At 73.5% G+C, this 18,552-nt stretch carries 18 protein-coding genes; 6 read left to right on the top strand and 12 right to left on the bottom strand.

Annotation, left to right across the window (positions count from 1 at the left end):
• Nucleotides 1-22: 22 nt before the first annotated feature.
• A complete protein-coding gene (locus ACFY4B_RS12515) occupies nt 23-649 on the bottom strand; it encodes a TetR/AcrR family transcriptional regulator (protein WP_049660629.1) in 627 nt (208 codons plus the stop codon).
• Nucleotides 650-841: 192 nt separating this feature from the next.
• Between ACFY4B_RS12515 and ACFY4B_RS12510 the strand changes: the two genes are divergently transcribed.
• On the top strand, nt 842-1,600 hold the full coding sequence (locus tag ACFY4B_RS12510; RefSeq protein WP_074003674.1) for an SDR family oxidoreductase: 759 nt from the start codon (nt 842-844) through the stop codon (nt 1,598-1,600).
• Between the two features lie 8 nt (nt 1,601-1,608).
• Here the strand turns inward: ACFY4B_RS12510 and ACFY4B_RS12505 are convergent, their stop codons facing one another.
• Nucleotides 1,609-2,430 (bottom strand): NAD(P)H-binding protein, encoded by an 822-nt coding sequence (locus ACFY4B_RS12505; protein WP_387967606.1) that lies wholly within the window; start codon nt 2,428-2,430, stop codon nt 1,609-1,611.
• Between the two features lie 97 nt (nt 2,431-2,527).
• Here ACFY4B_RS12505 and ACFY4B_RS12500 point away from each other — a divergent pair, with 97 nt between their 5' ends.
• Nucleotides 2,528-2,941, top strand: coding sequence for a winged helix-turn-helix transcriptional regulator (locus ACFY4B_RS12500; RefSeq protein WP_387967604.1), 414 nt, complete (start codon nt 2,528-2,530; stop codon nt 2,939-2,941).
• 33 nt (nt 2,942-2,974) lie between these two features.
• On the opposite strand, the gene ACFY4B_RS12495 is transcribed toward ACFY4B_RS12500, so the two are convergent.
• The 4 genes from ACFY4B_RS12495 to ACFY4B_RS12480 all read right to left on the bottom strand — a co-directional run bounded on the left by ACFY4B_RS12495 (nt 2,975) and on the right by ACFY4B_RS12480 (nt 7,021).
• Nucleotides 2,975-4,258 carry an alpha/beta hydrolase family protein gene (locus ACFY4B_RS12495; protein ID WP_375877017.1) on the bottom strand — a complete coding sequence of 428 codons (1,284 nt, stop codon included), beginning with the start codon at nt 4,256-4,258 and terminating at the stop codon, nt 2,975-2,977.
• Between the two features lie 120 nt (nt 4,259-4,378).
• Nucleotides 4,379-5,593: an acyl-CoA dehydrogenase family protein gene (locus ACFY4B_RS12490; RefSeq protein WP_387967602.1), complete on the bottom strand. Its 1,215-nt coding sequence runs from the start codon at nt 5,591-5,593 to the stop codon at nt 4,379-4,381.
• A gap of 6 nt (nt 5,594-5,599) precedes the next feature.
• The gene (locus tag ACFY4B_RS12485) at nt 5,600-6,628 is read right to left on the bottom strand and encodes a phosphotransferase family protein (protein ID WP_387967600.1); all 1,029 of its coding nucleotides are present in this window, start codon (nt 6,626-6,628) and stop codon (nt 5,600-5,602) included.
• Between the two features lie 171 nt (nt 6,629-6,799).
• Nucleotides 6,800-7,021 carry a hypothetical protein gene (locus tag ACFY4B_RS12480; RefSeq protein WP_117486616.1) on the bottom strand — a complete coding sequence of 74 codons (222 nt, stop codon included), beginning with the start codon at nt 7,019-7,021 and terminating at the stop codon, nt 6,800-6,802.
• 466 nt (nt 7,022-7,487) lie between these two features.
• Between ACFY4B_RS12480 and ACFY4B_RS12475 the strand changes: the two genes are divergently transcribed.
• Nucleotides 7,488-8,711 carry a hypothetical protein gene (locus tag ACFY4B_RS12475; protein ID WP_387967667.1) on the top strand — a complete coding sequence of 408 codons (1,224 nt, stop codon included), beginning with the start codon at nt 7,488-7,490 and terminating at the stop codon, nt 8,709-8,711.
• 110 nt (nt 8,712-8,821) lie between these two features.
• On the opposite strand, the gene ACFY4B_RS12470 is transcribed toward ACFY4B_RS12475, so the two are convergent.
• Both ACFY4B_RS12470 and ACFY4B_RS12465 read right to left on the bottom strand, forming a co-directional pair.
• Nucleotides 8,822-9,634: an isocitrate lyase/phosphoenolpyruvate mutase family protein gene (locus tag ACFY4B_RS12470; protein WP_387967597.1), complete on the bottom strand. Its 813-nt coding sequence runs from the start codon at nt 9,632-9,634 to the stop codon at nt 8,822-8,824.
• Nucleotides 9,635-9,778: 144 nt separating this feature from the next.
• The gene (locus tag ACFY4B_RS12465) at nt 9,779-10,522 is read right to left on the bottom strand and encodes a hypothetical protein (RefSeq protein WP_387967595.1); all 744 of its coding nucleotides are present in this window, start codon (nt 10,520-10,522) and stop codon (nt 9,779-9,781) included.
• A gap of 168 nt (nt 10,523-10,690) precedes the next feature.
• On the opposite strand from ACFY4B_RS12465, the gene ACFY4B_RS12460 reads away from it, so the two are divergent.
• Complete coding sequence (locus tag ACFY4B_RS12460) at nt 10,691-11,761, top strand: LuxR C-terminal-related transcriptional regulator (protein WP_387824114.1); 1,071 nt, start codon at nt 10,691-10,693, stop codon at nt 11,759-11,761.
• 87 nt (nt 11,762-11,848) lie between these two features.
• Here the strand turns inward: ACFY4B_RS12460 and ACFY4B_RS12455 are convergent, their stop codons facing one another.
• From ACFY4B_RS12455 to ACFY4B_RS12445, 3 genes are all read right to left on the bottom strand, one after another.
• Entirely contained in the window at nt 11,849-13,180 is a 1,332-nt protein-coding gene (locus ACFY4B_RS12455; RefSeq protein WP_387967592.1) for a hypothetical protein, read from the bottom strand.
• Nucleotides 13,162-14,913 carry a hypothetical protein gene (locus ACFY4B_RS12450; RefSeq protein WP_387967590.1) on the bottom strand — a complete coding sequence of 584 codons (1,752 nt, stop codon included), beginning with the start codon at nt 14,911-14,913 and terminating at the stop codon, nt 13,162-13,164. Before ACFY4B_RS12450 ends, ACFY4B_RS12455 begins: the two co-directional genes overlap by 19 nt.
• 247 nt (nt 14,914-15,160) lie before the next feature.
• Nucleotides 15,161-16,369 (bottom strand): RICIN domain-containing protein, encoded by a 1,209-nt coding sequence (locus tag ACFY4B_RS12445; RefSeq protein WP_143204599.1) that lies wholly within the window; start codon nt 16,367-16,369, stop codon nt 15,161-15,163.
• Nucleotides 16,370-16,772: 403 nt separating this feature from the next.
• Between ACFY4B_RS12445 and ACFY4B_RS12440 the strand changes: the two genes are divergently transcribed.
• Nucleotides 16,773-17,243 carry a hypothetical protein gene (locus ACFY4B_RS12440; RefSeq protein ID WP_387967589.1) on the top strand — a complete coding sequence of 157 codons (471 nt, stop codon included), beginning with the start codon at nt 16,773-16,775 and terminating at the stop codon, nt 17,241-17,243.
• Nucleotides 17,244-17,333: 90 nt separating this feature from the next.
• Here the strand turns inward: ACFY4B_RS12440 and ACFY4B_RS12435 are convergent, their stop codons facing one another.
• Entirely contained in the window at nt 17,334-17,852 is a 519-nt protein-coding gene (locus tag ACFY4B_RS12435) for a GNAT family N-acetyltransferase (RefSeq protein ID WP_387967587.1), read from the bottom strand.
• A gap of 50 nt (nt 17,853-17,902) precedes the next feature.
• Here ACFY4B_RS12435 and ACFY4B_RS12430 point away from each other — a divergent pair, with 50 nt between their 5' ends.
• Nucleotides 17,903-18,544 (top strand): TetR/AcrR family transcriptional regulator, encoded by a 642-nt coding sequence (locus tag ACFY4B_RS12430; protein WP_387967585.1) that lies wholly within the window; start codon nt 17,903-17,905, stop codon nt 18,542-18,544.
• The last annotated feature ends 8 nt before the right edge of the window (nt 18,545-18,552 follow it).

The following is an 18,552-nucleotide window of genomic DNA, read 5'->3' as shown; positions in this document are numbered from 1 at the left end:
ACGGGCGGCACGGGGCTCCGGCTCAGACCCGGGCGCCGAGCATCCGCAGGACCAGCTCCCCGTAGCGGCGCCCGAGCTCCTCCGGCGCCTCGGAGGAGTTGTCGGTGTACCAGCGGGAGACGTCGATGCCCAGCGAGGTGACCGCGCGGGCCGCCGTCCGCACCTCCGCCACCTGGAACTCCCCCGCCGCCACGCCCGCCTCGATCAGCGCGCTGACCTCGCGCTCGATGTCCAGCCGCAGCGCCGCGACCACCGCGTAGGCGTCCTCGGGCAGCGCGTGCAGCTCGTAGTTGACCACCCGGCCGACCGTCCGGGCCCGGGCGTGCCAGGCGGTGAACTGCTCGACCAGCTCCCGCATCCGCTCGGCCGGTCCGCCCCCGCCGGCCACCGCGCCCCGGACCAGGGTCAGCGTGGCGGCGTGCCCGGCCCGGCTGATCTCGGCCAGCAGCGCGGCCTTCGACTGGTAGTGGATGTACAGCGCGGCCGGACTCATCCCCGCCGCCGTGGCGATGTCCCGGGTGGTGGTGGCGTGGAAGCCGCGCTCCGCGAACGACTCGACGGCGGCCTGGAGCAGCCGGTACGCCGCTTCGGGGCGGGCGTCGGCGCCGGGCAGGGTCGGCCAGAGGTCGGCGAGCGGGGTGCTGGTCATGGCGTCATCCTCCCAGAGAAACTCGTACAGGCTTTCGCGCCGGCCACCCCTCGGCCCGACCCCCGACCCGGGCCGGCGTGCGACGGGCAAGCGGTCGGCGGACTGTTGACAGCCTCCCGCACCGACAGCATGCTGAGCAAGCGCTTAGTCAGCTGACAGCAGGGATCCCCCGCACGAAAGGCAGGACGCTCCGTGGTGCACTCCTTCAAGGGCCGGGTGGCCGTCGTCACCGGATCGAGCCGGGGCATCGGCCTCGGCATCGCCCGCGAGCTGGTCGACCGCGGGGCCAGGGTCTGCCTCACCGCCCGCAACCCGGAGCCGCTGGCCGAGGCCGTCCGCGACCTGGGCGGCCCGGAGAACGCGATCGCCGTCGCGGGCAAGGCCGACGACCCGGCGCACCAGGAGGAGACGGTCACCCGCACCCTGGAGGCCTTCGGCCGGCTCGACCACCTGGTCAACAACACCGGCATCAACCCGGTCTACGGGCCGGTCCTCGACACCGACGAGGCCGCCGCCGCCAAGATCCTCGCCGTCAACGTGCTGGCCCCGCTGGCCTGGACCCGCCGCGCGCACGCCGCGTGGCTGGGCGAGCACGGCGGCTCGGTCGTCAACGTCGCCTCCATCGCGGGCATCCGCTCCTCGCTCGGGATCGGCATGTACGGCGTCAGCAAGGCCGCGCTGATCCGGCTCACCACCGAACTCGCCGCCGAGCTGGGCCCCCAGGGCATCCGGGTCAACGCCGTCGCCCCCGCCGTGGTCAAGACCAGGTTCGCCGAGGCCCTGTACGAGGGCCGCGAGGAGAAGGTCGCCAAGGCCTACCCGCTCGGCCGCCTCGGCGTCCCCGAGGACATCGCCGGCGCCGTCGCCTTCCTGCTCTCCCCCGACGCCGGCTGGATCACCGGCCAGACCCTGGTCGTGGACGGCGGGGTCACCCTGGGCGGCGGCATGTGACCCGGAGGTCACCGCCCCTCGGCGATGACCTCCAGGGCCGGGCGGGGCGCGCGGCCGAGCAGGGCCGCGAGGTCGCCCGGCCCGCCCGGGCCGGCGAGGAAGCCGTGGGCGATCGCCGAGTAGGTGCCCACCACCATCGGCACCTGGAAGTCCCGCGCGTCCGAGGCCGCCACCGCCGCCCGGGCCTCCGTCAGCCGTCCCGGCCGGTACGCGGCGCCGAGCGCCTCGGCCACCTCCGCGCCGCCCACCGCCCGCTCCCCCACCAGCTCGTACGTCCGGCCCGCGTGCCCGGCGGGCGCCAGGGCGACGTTCACCGCCGCCTCGGCCAGGTCCGCCCGGGCCACCGCCGCGAGCCGCCCGTCGCCGAGCGGGGCGCTGATCACCCCGTCCGGGCCGGGGGCGGCGATCGCGCCCAGGAACTCGGCGTACAGGCCGTTGCGCAGCACCGTCCAGCGCAGGGTGGCGGACGCGCGCAGCCGCCGCTCGGTCCAGCGGTGGGCGAGGGCGTAGGGCAGGTGGTCGCCGTCGCCGGAGAGGCTGGTGTAGACCACGTGATCGACGCCCGCCCGCTCCGCCGCCCCGATCGCGGCGCCGTGCCGGGCGATCACCACGTCGTCCTCGGCGGCGCCGGCCGAGATCAGCAGCAGGGTCCGCACGCCGGTGAAGGCCTCCGCCAGTGTCCGCGGCCGGTCGAAGTCCACCAGCCGGGCCGGGACGCCCGCCGGCACCCGCTGCGGTGTGCGCGAGCCCGCGACGACGCCCTCCCGCCCGGCGAGCCGCTCCAGTACGAGCGCGCCCAGGCCTCCGTTGACTCCGGTGACGAGCAGCATGGGGTTCCTCCAGGGATGGTCGGTCGAGCAGATGATCGTTCGTCGGCTTCGCGACCATCCTCGGTAGCCTGGGCGTCCGGCGTAAGGAGGCACTTCCATGTCAGCAGGGCACACCGCGGTAACCACCCCCCGCCCGGTGGTCTGGTGCGAGGACGGCGTGGACTGCGGGATCCGCGACCTGCTGGACCGCCTGGGCGACAAGTGGTCCGTCCTCACCGTCGTCGAACTCGCCCAGGGCGTACGGCGGTTCCGCGAGCTGCAGCGTGCGCTGCCGGGCATCTCGCAGCGGATGCTCACGCTGACCGTGCGCCGCCTGGAACGGGACGGCATGGTCTCGCGGACCGTCCACCCGACCGTCCCGCCGCAGGTGGAGTACGAGCTGACGCCGCTCGGCCACAGCCTGACCCACCTGGTGCGGGCGATGACGGACTGGTCGTACGACCACCACGACGCGATCGTCGACTCCCGGCGGCGGTGGGACGGGGCCCACCCGGGCTCCGGGATCCGCTGACCCCGTCCGGTGCCCCCGGCACGCCGGGCCCGGCTACCGCTCGTACGCCATCTCCGGGAAGCGCGCCGAGGGCCCGTCCAGCAGGTGGTCGTCCTGGCCGCGCAGCCAGCGGTCGAAGAAGGACGCGACGTAGCTGCGGGTGGCGAGTTCGGCCCGGCCGGGGCGGATGTCGCCGACGTCCTTGCGCAGCTGGTCGGCGCCGAGCACGCCCTGCCGGGCGAGCTGCGGGAGCAGCGGCTGGGCGTCGGTGTACGAGCCGTGCCGGGAGCCGGTGAGGGTGACGTCGGCGTGCCAGCCGGTGCTGTGCCGCCACAGGGCGTTCCAGCCGGGCTGGTCTCGGTAGCCGCCGGAGTCCTCGCTGCCGGTGCCCATCAGCAGGAACGGCCGGTCGAGGCCGTCCTCGGCGACGCTGGGCAGGAAGACGCCGGTGTGGCCGTCGGGGCCGGGGAAGTGCAGCTGGCCGTCCATGTTGATCCCGGCCGCGATCCGCGGGTCGTCGTGCATGGTCTGGAGCGCGGTGAAGCCGCCCGCCGACTGGCCGACCATGCCGATCCGGCCGAGGTCGAGGGCCCCGGCGACCCCGGCGGGCAGGCCCGGCCGCTCACCGAGCGCGGCGAGCTGGTCCAGCACGAAGCGGGTGTCGGCCACCCGGGTGTCCATCGCCTTGCGCAGCACCGCGCCGACGTCCAGGCCGGGCTGCCCGAGCATGCCGGGGAGCACCGAGGGGGCCAGGTCGCCGTCGGGGAAGGCGACTTCGGAGGCCTCGTAGGTGTGGTCGACGGTGACCACCAGGTAGCCGCGCGAGGCGAGGTCCTCGACCAGCGCCGTCCCCCAGGTGCGCGGGTCGCCGAGGCCGGGCGAGTACAGCACCACCGGGCGCGGGCCGCCGGGCAGCGCGGGGGCGTCCCGGCGGGCGTGGGTGCGGATGGCCGACCAGTCGGTGCGGCCGGGCGTGGTGCCGTAGTTGAGCAGGCCGACGCCGTCCGGGCCGTCGAAGTGCCGCCCGGCGGCGGGCTCCATGTACGGGGCCCGGTCGTCGCCGGCGGCCGGCCGGGAGGTCGGGTACCAGAGGCTGATCATCAGCTCGCGCCGCTGCCCGGGGTGCCAGGGGTCCTCCCGTGCGGTGTCGGTGAGGTGCACGGCGGTGGTCCCGATCGGGTACGGCCCGCTGGGCTCCGGCAGCCAGGCCCGGGCCTGCCGCCCGGGGCTCGTGTCCCCCGGCGGCGGCAGGACCGCTCCCGCGGCCGTACCGATCGTGCCCACCGCCGCTGCCGCCGCCAGCACCGCCGCCGCCACCGCCCGTCCCGGAATTCCCATGGTGTCCCTCCGCGTTCCGATCGATCGAACACGCAGGACACTACGGTCGGGAACGGGCCGCCGCCGTCATACCTGGGGGCCAACCGGCCCCGGAATACCCGGGTATCACACCCCTACGGGTCAGCGCCGGTACTGCCGCAGTTCCCTCCGGGCCAGCGAGCGCTTGTGCACCTCGTCCGGGCCGTCGGCCAGCCGCAGGGTGCGGTTGCCGGCCCAGAGCTGGGCGAGCGGGGTGTCCTGGCTGACGCCCGCCGCGCCGTGCGCCTGGACGGCCTTGTCCAGGATCCACTCGACGGTGCGCGGGGTGGCGATCTTGATCGCCTGGATCTCGGTGTGCGCCCCCCGGTTGCCGACGGTGTCCATCAGCCAGGCGGTCTTCAGCACCAGCAGCCGCAGCTGCTCGATCCGCACCCGGGACTCGGCGACCCAGTCCTGCACCACGCCCTGCTCGGCCAGCGGCTTCCCGAAGGCCACCCGCTCGTTGGCCCGACGGCACATCAGCTCCAGCGCCCGCTCGGCGATGCCGATGGCCCGCATGCAGTGGTGGATCCGGCCGGGGCCGAGCCGGGCCTGGGCGATGGCGAAGCCCGTACCCTCCTCGCCGATCAGGTTCCCCACCGGGACGCGGACGTCCTCGAACAGCACCTCGGCGTGGCCGCCGTGGTCGGCGTCGTCGTAGCCGAACACCGTCATGCCGCGACGGACGGTCACGCCCGGGGTGTCGCGCGGGACGAGCAGCATGCTCTGCCGGCGGTGCGGCTCGGCGGCCGGATCGGTCTTGCCCATCACGACGAGGATCCGGCAGTCGGGGTTCATCGCCCCGGTGATGTACCACTTGCGGCCGTTGACCACGTACGCGTCGCCGTCCCGCTCGATCCGGGTCTCGATGTTGGTGGCGTCCGAGGACGCGACCTCGGGCTCGGTCATCGCGAAGGCCGAGCGGATCCGGCCGTCGAGGAGGGGGCGCAGCCAGCGCTCGCGCTGCTCGGCGCTGCCGAACTGGGCGAGCAGCTCCATGTTGCCGGTGTCGGGCGCCGCGCAGTTGAGCGCGGGCGGGGCCAACTGGATGCTGCGGCCGGTGATTTCGGCGAGCGGGGCGTACTGGAGGTTGGTGAGGCCGGCCCCGAGCTCACCCGGCAGGAAGAGGTTCCAGAGCTTCTGCTTGCGGGCCGCGGCCTGGAGGTCGGCGACGACGGGGGGGACGGCCCAGCGGTCGCGGGCCGGGTCGGCGAGCTGGGCGGCGAGGACGGGCTCGGCGGGGTACACGTGCTCGTCCATGAAGGCGAGCAGCTGCTCGCGGAGTTCTTCCGTCCGGGCGTCGTAGGCGAAGTCCATCGGTTCTCAGCTCTCCTTGAGGGTGCTCAGGCCGTGCCGGGCGAGGATCGGGGCCATCTCGCCGGCGCGCTCGAAGCCGGCGCCCAGGGTGCGGCCCTGCCGGAAGCGGTAGTGGATGCCCTCGGCGACGGCGGCGAGCTTGAACGAGGCGAAGGCGACGTACCAGTCGAGGTCCTCGGCCCGGCGGCCGGTCGCGTCGGCGTAGCGGGAGACGATCTCGTCGGCCTTCGGGAAGCCTGGGGCGGTCATGGCGGAGGGGATGATGCCGCCGCCGACGCCCGCGAGTTCGGTGTACATCACCAGCAGGCCGATGTCGGTGAGCGGGTCGCCGAGGGTGGACATCTCCCAGTCCAGGACGGCCGTGATGGTGTCGGCGTCGTCGACCAGGACGTTGTCGAGGCGGTAGTCGCCGTGCACGAGCGCGGGCGCGGGCGAGGCCGGCAGGCGCTCGGCGAGCCTGGCGTGCAGGCGGTCGAGCTCGGGCAGGTCGCGGCTGCGGGAGGCGGCCAACTGCTTGGACCAGCGGCGCAGCTGGCGCTCCAGGTAGCCCTCGGGCCGGCCGAAGTCGGCGAGGCCGACGGCGGCGGGGTCGATCCGGTGCAGGGTGGCGAGGGTGTCGACCAGCCGCTGTCCGAGCGCGTGCACCCGCCGCTCGCCGAGGGCGGCGAGCGGGGCGACGTCCCGGTGGGCGGTGCCGGAGACGTACTCCATGAGGTACCAGGGGGCGCCGAGGGTCTCGTCGTCCGGGTCGAGCAGGAGCGTCCGGGGCACGGGCACCCCGGTGTCGCGCAGCGCCGTCATCACCCGGTACTCGCGGCCCATGTCGTGGGCGGTGGCGAGGACGTGCCCGAGCGGCGGGCGCCGCAGGACCCAGCGGGAGGCGCCGTCGCCCAGGACGTACGTCAGGTTCGAGCGGCCCCCTTCGACGAGGTCGGCCCGCAGCGGCCCCTGGAGGAGGCCGGGCAGCTCGCGCTCCAGCCGGGACCGGAGACGGGCCAGGTCCAGGCCGGGCGGGTCGACGGGGGTCTCGGCCATCGGGCGGCTCCTCGGGGTGGATCCTCATTGACTAAGCGCTTGCTTAGCATTCAGCCCGAGGATGTCCCCTGTCAATGCCGCGAAGCCCGTCCGGGGGCCCTCCGGCGGGAACGGCGACGCCCGGGTGGCGGTTCGGACGAACCGCCACCCGGGCGCGTCGAAGGGGCGGGTCTAGCGGGGTGCGGCGGGCTGGGTGGCGCCGGCCACGCCGTAGACGGTGACGGCGGGCTTGGGGACCGAGGCGGGCGCGGCGGTCGCGGCACCGGCGGTGGCGACCGCGACGCCGGTGAGCACGCAGGCGGCCACCGCGGCGGCCCCGGCCGCGGCGGCGAGCCGGCTGCGGACGCTCGTGGTCGAGGGACGGTCCAGCGGGCGGTAGTACGTCCTGTTCATGGCACACCAGTCCAATCGGGAAGGTCCACGGGACGCCGCACGAGGGCCGTGGGGCGCCGGAGGTTCGCTGAGCTGGAGCGACCCTAGCCGGGGCCGGAACGGCTGGGCACGTAGCGCCATGCCCATGCCACGAACTTGGCCGAAACCCGCGTGACGCCCGATCAGTCGCTGAACCCGTCGGCGGCCGCGGCCGTTGCGGTGGCGGCGACGATGAACCACCCCGCACCCCCACACCCTCCGGGGGCCTCCACCGGAGCCCGCTCGGCGCGCCATCTCCCATGCCCTACAAGGGAGTTGCTCACCAGGCCCACCCCCACCAAAGCCACACCATCCCCACCTCGACAGAGGTCGATCAAAAGTGTTCTGATGATCACATTCATCGATCATCTTCCGAACAGCTCCTGATTGAAGATCAGAGAAATGGGGTCCCGTGCGGACTGCTCGCGGCTCGGCCATCCTGCTGACGATGGGGGTCCTCGGGGCCTCCGCCCTGGCGACGGGATGCGACGGCACACCGAGCAGACCCACCGCCACCACCGGCACCACCCCGCCCAGCCCCGTCCCGAGCACCACCACCGAGGCCCCCGCCCCGCCACCGCCCGCCCCCACCCCCACCTGGGACGGCCAGGTCAAGGTGCTCGGCGACGGCTCCACCTCCGACACCGGCCCGCAGCCCAAGCAGCCCGTGCCGGAGAAGCTCAAGTCCGGGGAGAAGCCGCCGCAGTTCGTCGTCTTCTCCTGGGACGGGGCACTGGAGGGCGACGACCGCCAGTTCTCCCGCTTCCGCAAGCTCGGCGCCGAGAACAACGCCCAGATGACCTTCTTCCTGAGCGGCCTCTACACCCTCCCCAAGTCCAAGAGCACGCTCTACAAGCCGCCGCAGCACAAGCCCGGCGACGCCTCCATCGACTACGCCACCGACCCCCACATCAAGGACACCCTGGAACAGCTGCGCCTCGCCTGGCTCGACGGCAACGAGATCGGCACCCACTTCAACGGGCACTTCTGCAACGCCAAGGGCGGCGGCGAGTGGAGCACCGAGGAGTGGAAGAGCGAACTCGACCAGGCCGTCTCCTTCGTCACCAACTGGAAGACCAACACCGGCTTCAAGGACCTCCCGCCGCTCCCCTTCGACTACACCAAGGAACTGGTCGGCGGCCGCGCCCCCTGCCTGGAGGGCCAGAAGAACCTGCTGCCGGCCGAGAAGGCGACGGGCTTCCGCTACGACGCCAGCTCCCCGGGCGAGTTCCAGGTCTGGCCGACGAAGAAGGAGGGCATCTGGAACTTCCCGCTGCAGCTGCTCCCCACCCCCGGCAAGTCCACCCAGAGCCTCTCGATGGACTTCAACTTCCTGGCGAACCAGTCCGGGAACACCACCAACGGCGACCCCAAGAAGTACGACACCTGGGAGAAGGAGACCCGCGAGAGCTACCTCGCCGGCTTCGAACGCGTCTACAACGGCAGCCGCGCCCCGCTGTTCATCGGGAACCACTTCGAGTCCTGGAACGGCGGCATCTACATGCAGGCCGTCGAGGACGTGATGAAGGGCGTCTGCAAGCGCGACGGCGTCCGCTGCGTCTCCTTCCGCCAGGTCGCCGACTGGCTCGACGCCCAGGACCCGAAGGTCCTCGACCAGCTCCGCCAACTCGACCCCGCCCAACCGGCCGACTGGTCCCGCCTGGCCAAGTAGCCCGGCGGACCGCCACAGCGATCCGACGGACAGCCCGACCCGCCACCGGAGACCCGGCGCCCGTGCGCCGGCGCCGGGTCTCCAAGCGGACCGCCGTAGCCGGGGCGCGGTCAGCCGCTCACGGTGAACAGGCTGTTGAGCTCCGGGTAGTCGATGGTCCGCCGGAGGGAGTCGTAGCCGCCGGCGCGGTGCAGGTCGAGTGCCGCCTGCCGGGCCGCGGCGTAGGCGACCTGGGCCACCCCCGAGCCGAGGCTGACCCGGGCCACGCCCAGGGCCCCCAGTTCGTCCACCGGCGCGGTGCTCGGCCCCGCCATGATGTTGAGGGGCACCGTCAGACCCGCGGCCAGGTCCCTGATGACGCCGGGGTCCGCGACACCGGGGACGAAGATCCCGTCCGCACCGGCGTCCACGTAGCGGCGCGCCCGTCCCAGCGTCTCCCGCAGCCGGGTGGCGGGGTCGCCCAGCCCGAGCAGGTAGGTGTCGACGCGGGCGTTGACGAACAGGTCGACGCCCGCCCGCCGCGCCGCACCGCGGGCGGCCGCGATCCGGTCGGCGAGCGCGCCCGGCGGGCGGGTGCCGTCCTCGATGTTGACGCCCACCACGCCGGCCTCCAGCACCCGCGTGACGGTCTCCGCGACCTCCGCCGGGCTCTGTCCGTAGCCGCCCTCGATGTCGGCGGTCACCGGGACGGCGACCGCCGCCGCGATCCGGGCGATGGCGTCCAGCACCGGGCCCCGGGGGACGCGGTCCCCGTCCGGGGCGCCGAGCGACCAGGCCACCCCGGCGCTGGTGGTGGCGATCGCGGCCGCCCCCGCGGCCTCGATGACGCGGGCGCTGGCCACGTCCCAGGCGTTCGCGAGCGCGAGCGGACGAGCGGGAGTGTGGAGGGAGCGGAAGAGCGCGGACTTGCTGGCGTTGATCATGCCCCCAAGGCAACCAGCGGCTGCCACCGTTGTCCGGCGGAAAACCGACACGAACGACCGTAGGCCCAGGCCGCCTGAGCGCCGGGCGGGGCGGTCACGGGGCAGCCGCGGGGCGTCGCCGGCAGCGGGCCAGGGCTAAGGGCGCTACGGCCAGGGGTAGCCCACCTGTTCGGGTTCGTAGCCTCCGCAGAGCTCGGCGGTGGCACGGGGGTCGCCCGCGGTCAGCCGCGCTTCGAGGCGCTCGGCCTGGTCCGACGGGTCCTCCGCGGAGATCGGGATGATCATCGAGAACTGGGCCCAGGGCAGACCCGTCTCCTCCCGGCCGGGGGGATGCCGCAGGATGACGTCGATCCGGTCGGGTTCCAGGCGGGAGGCCCAGACGGCCTCCACCTCGCACTCCCACCTGCCGAGCCAGTCCTCGCGTCCCCTCAGCCCTTCCTCCAGCAGCGTCGCGACCACTGCCCCCGGCCACTCCCAGCCGCGGTCCGCTTCGGCTCGCAGCACCTCGGCCTCGTACTGGTCCGCGGCGAACCGGAACTCCGGCAGGTCGAAGCCCCGTTCGGCCGGGTCGCGCCAGCCCGCCCAGACGACGTGCTCTCCGTCCCGACCGACCGTCACGTACAGGGTGCTGCAGCACTGTTCCAGGCCGCACCCGGACACACCGAGCCGGACCTCCCGGGGCACGGCCGTGGCGTGCAAGCGCCCGCCCCGGCCCAGGAGGTACCGGGGGCCTGATCCGATGAACCGGGGGCCGCCCGACTCCCTGTTGCGGAGGGTCAGTTCGGCCAGGAGGTCCCGGCCGCTGACGACCGGGCGGACCTCCAGGTAGCCCTCGCCGGGCGGCGGGCAGAGGATGTTCAGGTCGAGGATGTCCGGTTCCGTGGCCACCGGCCCATGATCCCGGAGCCTTCCACCGCTGTCATGCGGATTTCGCCCGGCCCGCGCCCAGGGCGGCGGTTCGGACCGCCCCTGGCCCTCTCCGCCCCCGGGGAGGGAGCCTCCGCGCTGCCGTTCGGTGCGTGGGTGGGGCGCGAACTGTCGTGCTAGCTTCACCGGATGGGGCGACGTGGGGTGGCGGGGCGGGCGGCGATCGAGGGGGTGCGGGAGCTTGCCGGGGCGGGCTTGACGGCACCCGAGGTCTTCCGGCGGGCGGATGAACTGCTGCGGCCGGTACTGGAGTTCGACGCCGTGTGCTGGCACACCGCGGATCCGGCGACGGGGTTGGTGAACTCGGTGCAGAGCGAGGACCTCACCCTGGACGCGTTCGAGCACGCCGTGCGGCTGGAGGTGTGGGCGGACGACGTGGCGACCTTCCCCGAGATCCGGCGCAGCGGGGTGCAGGCCGAGACGCTGAGCCGGGCGACCCGGGGGTCGCTGCGGGAGAGCGTGCGGTTCCGGGAGCAGGTCAGGCCGGCCGGGTTCGGGGACGAGTTACGGGCGGTGTTCGACGCGGCCGGCGGCATGTGGGGGTGCGCGGCGTTCCTGCGGGCTCCGGACCGCGGTCCGTACCTGGAGGGCCAGCGGCAGCTCGCCGACGCCGCCGCCCGGCACCTGGGCCACGCGCTGAGGGCCTGTCACGTACCGGCCGGCCCGCCCGAGGAGGCGGATGCCGGGCCGGCGGTGCTGGTGCTGGACCGGCGCAACCGGCTGCAGGCGCTGTCCGGACCGGCTGAGGAGTTGCTCGCCCGGCTGGCCGACCCCACCCCGACCTCGTTGACCGTCCCGACCGGCGTGGCGATGGCCGCCGAGCAGGCCCGCCGGGCGGCGCACGGGCTGCCCGTACCGCAGGCCCCGGTGCGGGTGTGGAGCCGGGACGACCGCTGGTACCTGCTGCACGGTTCCGCCCTGCGCGACGGCGGGGCGGCGGGCGCGGTGACGGTGGTGGCCTCGCCCGCCTCGCCGGCCGAGGTGATGCCGCTGTACCTGGCCGCGTACGGGCTGACCGCCCGCGAGCGGGAGGTGGCGCTGCTGCTGGTGCGCGGCGGCGACACCCGGGACGTGTCCCGGGCCCTCGCGATGACGCCGTACACGGTGCAGGACCACCTGAAGTCGGTGTTCACCAAGACCGGGGTGGGCAGCCGCCAGGAGCTGATCGCGCGGATCATGCTCGGCGAGGGGCGCTGCTGACCCGCGCCGCGCGGCCGGCCCGAAGGCGCCCTCCCGATCGCCGCGCGGCGGTCGGGAGGGCGCCGTGTCGGACGGGCGGACGGGGTGTCAGCCCCAGTTGCCCACCAGCGGGGTGTCGCCCGGGTTGCCGAACTTCCTGCTGTAGACCACCAGGTCGGAGTTCTCGGCGGCCCCGTAGAAGGTCTGGTCGCCGGGCCGGTACACGCCGATGGTCTCCTTGCCGCTGCCGTCCCAGTCGCCCTTGACCGGGCGGTCGCCGGGGTTGCCGAACCTGACGCCCGGGCGCGGGTGTTCCGTCTCGTTGGAGTCGTTCAGGTAGAAGGTCTGGGTCTGCGGGTCGTAGACGGCGACGGTGGTGGTGCCGTTGCCGTCCCAGTCGCCGACCAGCGGCTTCCAGCCCTCGTTGCCCAGCTTGATCCGGTACCTGACGGTGGCGTTGTCGTCCGACAGGTAGAAGTACTGGTCGCTGGGCCGGTAGACGCCGACCGTGCTCCGCCCCTGCCCGCTCCAGTCGCCGACCAGCGGGACGTCACCGGGGGCCCCGAACGGGAAGGTGGCGGCCACGGTGGCGTTGTCGTAGGACAGTTGGAAGGTCGCGGTGTCGCGGTGGTAGACGCCGACGGTGTCGGTGCCCGGCCCGTTCCAGTGGCCCGTCAGCGGGACGACGTCGCCGCCCCCGCCGCCGAACACGGCCTGCCCGGTGTACCAGCCGTTGTGGGCGGCCTGGCCGAAGCTGCCGTCCGAGGGCCGGTACACGCCCACCGAGGCGGGCGCCGGCGTGGGCGTGGCGTCGACCACGGCCTTGCCGATCCTCTTCTGCGCCGCGACGGTCAGCGGCACCTTGTTCGGCTGGTCCGGGCCGAGCCAGCGGAAGTTCTGCAGGTAGACGACCCGGGGGTCCTGCGCGGCGATCGCGCGGTACTCGGCGTTGTACGCCGCGATGTCGGCGTCGGTCTTGCCGGAGTAGCAGCCGTCGGCGACCCGGTACTCGTTGGTGGACTCCGGGAAGAGCATCAGGTGCTGGTCCGGCGAGGAGAGGAAGGTCTTCAGGTTCGCCAGCAGCCGCTGGATCTCGCCGCGGCCCTCGCAGTAGTAGTCGAAGCCGACGATGTCGACCGTGGCCGGGATCGGCGCGGTCTGCTCGGCGTTCCAGCGGTCGAGGCTCATGATCAGCGTCTTGTCCGGGAACGCGGCCCTGATCTGCTCCGCCTGCGTCTGGACCTGCGCGGGGCTCAGGCCGTGCGAGTAGGGCTCGTCGCTCACGTCGACGGCGCCGATCTTGTCGATGTTCGACCCGATGCGCCGCACCAGGTCCAGGAGGTTCCGCGCGGCGTTCGGGTTCGGGTCGACGGCCCAGGAACCCGGCGCACGCGGGACCACCGTCTCCTGGTTGAGGTCGATCACGCAGGCGGCCGGCACTGGTCCAGGAACTCCAGGCGGGGGTCCTGGTCGCGCAGGTAGTTGTTGAAGTTGGTCCACTGCGCCACCTCCGGCGCGTGGTTGGCGCTGAAGTTCGGCTCGTTCGGGTCCCGGATGTCGAAGAACCCGTAGTAGCCGAGCCCGCCCAGCATGGAGACCCGCAGGTCGTCCGCCGTGGTGACCTGGCCGGCCGCCGAGTGGTGCGCGCCGAGCGAGACGTAGCCGTCGCGGGGCAGCTTGGCGGCGGTGCGGCCGGAGAACACCGTCGTGCCGTTGACCCTGACGGTCGCCCGCTGCCGGTCGCCGGTCGCCAGCGCGGCCGACACCTCGTAGGAGCCGGCCGGCGGGACGGCGGGCAGTGCGGTCGGGGTGCCGCCCTGGAAGAGCGTCAGCCCGCCGTCGGCCTGGACGCGCAGGCCGAGCGCGATGTCCTCGGCGTCGACGGCGCCCGTGCCGCCCGAGGCGTTGCCGACGGCGAGGGAGGCCCAGTCCTGGCCGGAGGTGCTGCCGACCACGGGGGTCAGGACGGCGTGCACCGTGTAGGCGCCGCTCTGGACGTCCGAGGTGGCCGGCTTGTCGAGGCGGACCGCCGAGGTGCCCTTGGGGAAGGAGAGCACGTTCGGGTGGGCCGGGCTGTTGACCTGCACCGAGCCCGCCGGCGGGTCGAGGGCCAGGCCCTTGACGCCCGACACGGCGGTGTAGTTGGCGGAGATCAGGCTCGGCTGGCGGGCAGCCAGGTCCTGGTTGAGGCCGTGGTCGGCGGTGGCGTTGGGCGCGCCGTCGAAGGTGTCGACGAACGGCTTGGCGCTGCGGGTGGCGCTGGTGTCGATCCGGCTGACGTTCAGGCCGTGGCCTGCGCCGTCACCGAAGGTGGTGACGCGGTTCGGGTCGGAGAGGTACGCGCCGAGGTAGAGGAACTCGCTGCCCGGCCAGCGGGTCACCCCGGCCGGCGCGGAGACGGTGAACGGGGTGCCGTTCACCGTCAGGGTGACGGCGCGGTCGGCGCCGGTGGAGACGGTGAGCGAGACGGCGTACTGCGCCGTGGGCGCCACCGTGCCGGTCCAGAAGGGGTTCTCGCCGCCGCCACCGTGGAAGAGGGCGAGCTTGCCGCCCGAGGTGACGGTCAGGCCGAGGTCGACGTCGCCGCCGGTCACGTAGCCGTTGCCGCGGTGGCTGCGGCTCAGCACGATCGAGCCCCAGTCGGCGCCGCCGGTGTCGCCGACGACCGGGTCGACCACCGTCGAGACGGTGTAGTGGCCGGTGCCGTCCGCGACGGCGGGCGCGCCGAGCATGATCGCGGAGACGCCCTTGGCGAACAGCAGCCTGTCGGGGTGGTCCGGATGACTGGTCTGGACGAACCACTGGTCGGGCGCGGTCGAGGTGTCCCAGCGGCCGGAGACCCGGGTGTAGGAGATCCCGTGCTGCCCGGCCGGGGGCGACTGCCGGGCGTCGAGGCCGACGTTCAGCCCGTACAGCGGGTCGGTGTCCTGGGCCGGGTCCAGCCGGAAGGTGTCCGCGAAGGCGCGCGTGGTGGTGAGGTCCACCGGCGTCGGGCCGGACCCGTCACCGGCCGGTGCGCCGGGTGCTGAGCCGGCGGGTGCTGAGCCGGCGGGCGTTGAGTCGGCGGGTGCGGCGGCCGCCGTGGTGGGTGCGAGGCCCGCGGGCAGCAGTGCCAGCGCGAGCGCCGAGGCGCCGGCGAGCAGCCCGCGGCCCAGGCGTTGAGTGAGTATCACCGAGTGTTCGTCTCCCGGTCGTCGAATCGGCGACGCGGGTGTGCGCCCCCGAGGGGAGAGCGGACACAGCGGTGTCGTACCCCAGCTCAGCGACCTTCCCCCCGGGCGGGATCATAGAGGGTGGGTACGAACGGCCGCGCCGGGTGTTCCGGCGCGGCCGTGGGCGGGTCGGCTCGTTCACACCCCGTAGGGCGTTGACACCTCGTACCTCATGACACCTCGTGGGGCGTTGACACCTGGTGGCTCGTCACACCTCGAAGGGCGTGATCGTCTGCTCGGCGCGCCCGTCGAAGACCTGCGCGGTCACCGGGTCGCCGCTGCCCCCGGAGGTGCTGGAAGTCATGGCCCAGCCGGCGGAGTTCACCACGGCCTCGTTCATCACGTCGTACGTCCACTGCTGGGCGGCCGAGCCGTCACACGCGGCGGGTGTGATCTGACCGCCGACGGAGGACGGCGCGGCCAGGCACTCGTTGCCCTCGGCGCTGCGCATGCTGCCGTCGCGGGCGAAGACGAACAGCTGGTTGCCGTTGGGCGATTCGGCGCAGCCGTAGGTGATCACGCCGGTGGCGCCGCCGCGGTCCAGACAGGCGCCGTTGGTGAAGCGCAGGGGCCACCGGGCGGACTGGCCGAGACCGGTCTCGGTGATCAGCGTCCCGTCGTCCTGCTTCTGCTGCCGGACCATGTCCTGACAGGTGCCGCTGGTCGACGTTCCCGTGTTCTCGGCGGTGAGGGTGCCGCCGTTGCCGGTCATCTTGCCCCACCGGTTCTCGGCGTACGCGTTGTCGTCGCACACATACCGGGAGTCGTTCCAGTCGAAGTACTCCACCCAGCTGCTCCAACTGTGCTGGATCTTCGAGGAGTTCGGCAGCAGGGCCTCGCCCAGGACGAAGCTGGTGCCGGCGGTCTCGTCGCTCACGGTGACCTTCGCCCAGTGGGTCACGGGGTCGATCTCCACGTGGAAGGCGTAGGTGTCCCCGGTGACGGGACGGCCGTGGTTGACGGTGGTGTTGGAGCACTGCAGGTGCTGGCCCTCACCCTCGTTGTTCCAGCAGTGCGAGCCCTCGGTCCCGTCCTTGAACTGGAGGTCCTTGTCGGCCCAGGTCGACCAGAGGAACTGTCCGCTGTTCTGCTTGCCGAGCTGGAAGCCGGTGTAGGAGAGGTTCCCGTCGAAGTTGAACTGGTGCGCCCAGTACACGTCGCCGTCTCCCGGGCTGGTGACCACGGTGTTGCGGAAGTCGACGTCCGTCACGGTGTCGGTGGTGTTGAAGGTCCAGTCCGAATAGGCGCCGGGCGTCTGACCGGTGGCCGTGATGCCGGCGGCCGCCGGCAGGGCGGACGGCGTCGGAACGGCCTCGGCCGTCACGGCTCCGGTCCAGATCCCGGAGAGGGAGAGGAGGGCGGCGACGGTCGCCGGCCAGGCGGACGGGCGGGTTCGAGGACGGGCTGGGAATGACACGTGGGGCTCCTTGGGAGAATCGGGAGAAATCGGGCGGTCGAGCATCCACAAGATTTCTCCGGCCGGAGGCGCGCGGCAATCGGAAGCACTACGGAGCGTGACGGATTTCCTGCCGGATCCGCCCGAACGCCCTGGTCAGCGGGACGGTCCTGCGGGAGGTCCGGGCAGGGGCGGGCGGCGCGTGGGACGACCAACCGGACGCATCCGGCGACCGCCGTCCGGAGCATGGCCGGGCGGCGCCATGACGGTCAGTTGGGATCGTTTTCGGTCAGGTCCGTCGATGTATCGATCTGGATCTATCAGCGACCTGATCACCGCCGCTAAGGTGCGGCGCATCCCCGCTGTTACACCCTCCCCGCGCCGCACCGACGGCGGGGAGACGACCGATCGGAACGGTGTCGCCGTGACCACGATCCTCCGCAAGCTGATGACCCGTACGGGGAGGGCGGCCGCCACGGTCGCCGTGCTCGCGGCCGCCCTCACCGGCACGACGGCGGCCGGCACGGCCTCCGCGGCCTCCCCAGCCTCGGCGGCCGCCGCAGCCGGCGGCTGGAGCTGCTCCGGGGCACCCGTCCCGGCCGGCTACGTCATCACCATGTACAACGCCGGCGGCTGCAACAACCACGGCTCGTGGTACCAGCGGCCCGCGCAGGACCGCCTCTGGACCTGCTCCGGCTCGCCGATCGTCTCCGGCTACGTGCTGACCAACTACGACTCCCGGGGGTGCAGCGGCGTCGGCGCCTGGTACCACGAGCTGGTCCGCAACGGCGTCTGGACCTGCCCGTACTCGCCGATCCCGGCCGGGTACCGCAGCACCACCTACGACGCGCGCGGCTGCAGCGGCCTCGGCGCCTGGCTCACCGTGAAGCTCTGAGCACCGGGAACCGCAGGACGGGACGGCGGTGGACGACGGCGCGCGCCGAGCACGGGGGCGAACCCGCGCGCCCGCCCGGCCGCCGTCCCCTCAGAACCGCAGGTCCATCCGCTGCTCGACCGCGTCGACGCCGAACTTGCGGGCCGGGCGGGAGACGGTGAGCTCGAACCCGGCCGTCGCGTAGAGGTGGTGGGCGGCGCCGAGTCCCTCGACCGTCCAGAGCAGCACGCCCTCGTACGCACGGGCCCGGGCCTCGTCCAGGGCCGTCTCCAGCATCCGGCGGCCCAGCCCCCGGCCCCGGGCGTCCGGGTCGAGGATCACCCACCGCAGCTGGCCCCAGCCGGGGCGCTCCTCCGCCCGGACGAGACCGGTGGCGCCGACCACCCGGCCGTCGATCTCGGCGACCCACAGACGGCCGGGTGCCGCGCCGCCCTCACGGGCCCGGGCCAGCACCAACTCGGCCATCCCGGCGGCGACATAGGCCTCCATGGTCGCGTCCATGCCGTGCTCGCGGGAGTAGAGGACGCCGTGCAGGGCGGCGACGGCGCCCAGGTCTCCGGGCCGGAGGGCCTCGCGGATGGTCGCGGCTCCGGGTGCGGTGGCGGCCATGCGGCATCCCCTTTCACTGAAACACTCGTTTCAGTGAAACGATAGAGCACGTGTCCGCTCCCACCAACGCGCCCTCCCACCCGTCGCCCCGTCCCTCATCCCCTCGGCGCGCGTCGGCTCGGCAGCCGTCCCCGCGCCGCGAGGACCTCCTCGCGGCGACCGTCCGCTACGTCGCCGAGCACAACGTGTCCGACCTCTCCCTCCGCCCCCTGGCGGCCGGGATCGGCTCCAGCCCGCGCGTGCTGCTGTACCTGTTCGGGTCGAAGGAGCAGCTGGTCCGGGAGGTCCTGGCGGTCGGACGGGCCGAGCAACTCGCGCTGCTGGAACGGTCCGAGGCCGAGGGCGGCAGCGCCCGCGAGACCCTCGACCTGATCTGGGAGTGGCTGACGCAGCCCGAACACCGAGGGGCGCTGCGGCTGTTCTTCGAGGGGTACGTCCGCGCCTTCGGCCGGCGCGAGCCGTGGCCGGACTTCGGCACCGCCTCGCTGGAGGAGTGGCTGCCACCGCTGGAACGCGTCCTCGACGGCACCCGGGCGAACCCCACCGTGGTGCTCGCCGTCCTCCGCGGCCTGCTGCTGGACCTGCTCGCCGGGGTCGACGACGAGTCCGACAGCTCCGACAGCTCCGACGGGTCCCACGCCCGGCGCGTCCACGCCGCCTGGCACGCCTTCCTCGACGCCACCCTCGCCTGAGCCCCGGC

Origin of the sequence: Kitasatospora sp. NPDC001261 (assembly GCF_042896795.1) — a bacterium.
Taxonomy (GTDB): domain Bacteria; phylum Actinomycetota; class Actinomycetes; order Streptomycetales; family Streptomycetaceae; genus Kitasatospora.
The sequence above is the reverse complement of the archived record's forward strand: the minus strand, read 5'-3'. Positions and strand labels throughout refer to the sequence as shown.

What these genes read in the sequence shown, in the direction of transcription:
- ACFY4B_RS12515 (WP_049660629.1), bottom strand. Translation starts at nt 649, where the DNA reads ATGACCAGCACCCCGCTCGCCGACCTCTGGCCGACCCTGCCCGGCGCC.
- ACFY4B_RS12505 (WP_387967606.1), bottom strand. Translation starts at nt 2,430, where the DNA reads ATGCTGCTCGTCACCGGAGTCAACGGAGGCCTGGGCGCGCTCGTACTG.
- ACFY4B_RS12500 (WP_387967604.1), top strand. Translation starts at nt 2,528, where the DNA reads ATGTCAGCAGGGCACACCGCGGTAACCACCCCCCGCCCGGTGGTCTGG.
- ACFY4B_RS12495 (WP_375877017.1), bottom strand. Translation starts at nt 4,258, where the DNA reads ATGGGAATTCCGGGACGGGCGGTGGCGGCGGCGGTGCTGGCGGCGGCA.
- ACFY4B_RS12490 (WP_387967602.1), bottom strand. Translation starts at nt 5,593, where the DNA reads ATGGACTTCGCCTACGACGCCCGGACGGAAGAACTCCGCGAGCAGCTG.
- ACFY4B_RS12485 (WP_387967600.1), bottom strand. Translation starts at nt 6,628, where the DNA reads ATGGCCGAGACCCCCGTCGACCCGCCCGGCCTGGACCTGGCCCGTCTC.
- ACFY4B_RS12480 (WP_117486616.1), bottom strand. Translation starts at nt 7,021, where the DNA reads ATGAACAGGACGTACTACCGCCCGCTGGACCGTCCCTCGACCACGAGC.
- ACFY4B_RS12475 (WP_387967667.1), top strand. Translation starts at nt 7,488, where the DNA reads ATGGGGGTCCTCGGGGCCTCCGCCCTGGCGACGGGATGCGACGGCACA.
- ACFY4B_RS12470 (WP_387967597.1), bottom strand. Translation starts at nt 9,634, where the DNA reads ATGATCAACGCCAGCAAGTCCGCGCTCTTCCGCTCCCTCCACACTCCC.
- ACFY4B_RS12460 (WP_387824114.1), top strand. Translation starts at nt 10,691, where the DNA reads ATGGGGCGACGTGGGGTGGCGGGGCGGGCGGCGATCGAGGGGGTGCGG.
- ACFY4B_RS12435 (WP_387967587.1), bottom strand. Translation starts at nt 17,852, where the DNA reads ATGGCCGCCACCGCACCCGGAGCCGCGACCATCCGCGAGGCCCTCCGG.